At 39.2% G+C, this 618-nt stretch carries 1 protein-coding gene; it reads right to left on the bottom strand.

Annotated features, from left to right (window positions below; translation table 11 throughout):
• Positions 1-618, bottom strand: a 618-nt coding sequence (locus ACS8FC_RS18850) for a protein-tyrosine phosphatase family protein (protein WP_439297916.1), incomplete at both ends; no start/stop codon positions are given.

A 618-nucleotide genomic window follows, 5' to 3' on the forward strand; every position in this document is an offset into this window, starting at 1 on the left:
GTTATGGGTGGTTAGCGTACCACAATATAATAAATATAAAACCTGCACGCCGATGCTACGTGACAATCCCATCACGCAATGGAAATTGATAAGCGTGATAAGACTGCCCTCTACTTTATCTTTATTATTGGTGACGAACGCCTGTGTCTCAGCTGATCGTATCAAAGCGTCAATTTGTTTAAATAAATCAATGTAATCTTTGAGCAATACGTCATTTAATGGCTGCAAGTCCAATAAGGGCAAATACAAATAATGAACAGGCGCAGACGCGGTGTCTTTAGTGGTCATTTCAAGTTTATCAATATGGCTAGATATTTCAGCAGCCAAATCAATAACGATAATCTGATAGCAAACTGAAGGCTTATTGTTTTCTGGCGAGCGTAACCAATTCGTCAAATGGGTATTGATACCTGTCTGTGTCAATCGAGGTGAAGCCACAACGGTGACACTGTCACTAATAGTATATGGTGTGAGTGGATACTTTTGACCTTTCGAAAAAACTTGAAAATACCACTGTCCCAAAAGTGACATAGTATTGTAAATAATAATGATGGGAGCAAACTTCATCCAAGTATATACGGTAAGTCGTCCGCCACTGGACTTTTTAAACCAGCATGT

The sequence above is a fragment of the Psychrobacter sp. 1Y4 genome, from assembly GCF_051847555.1.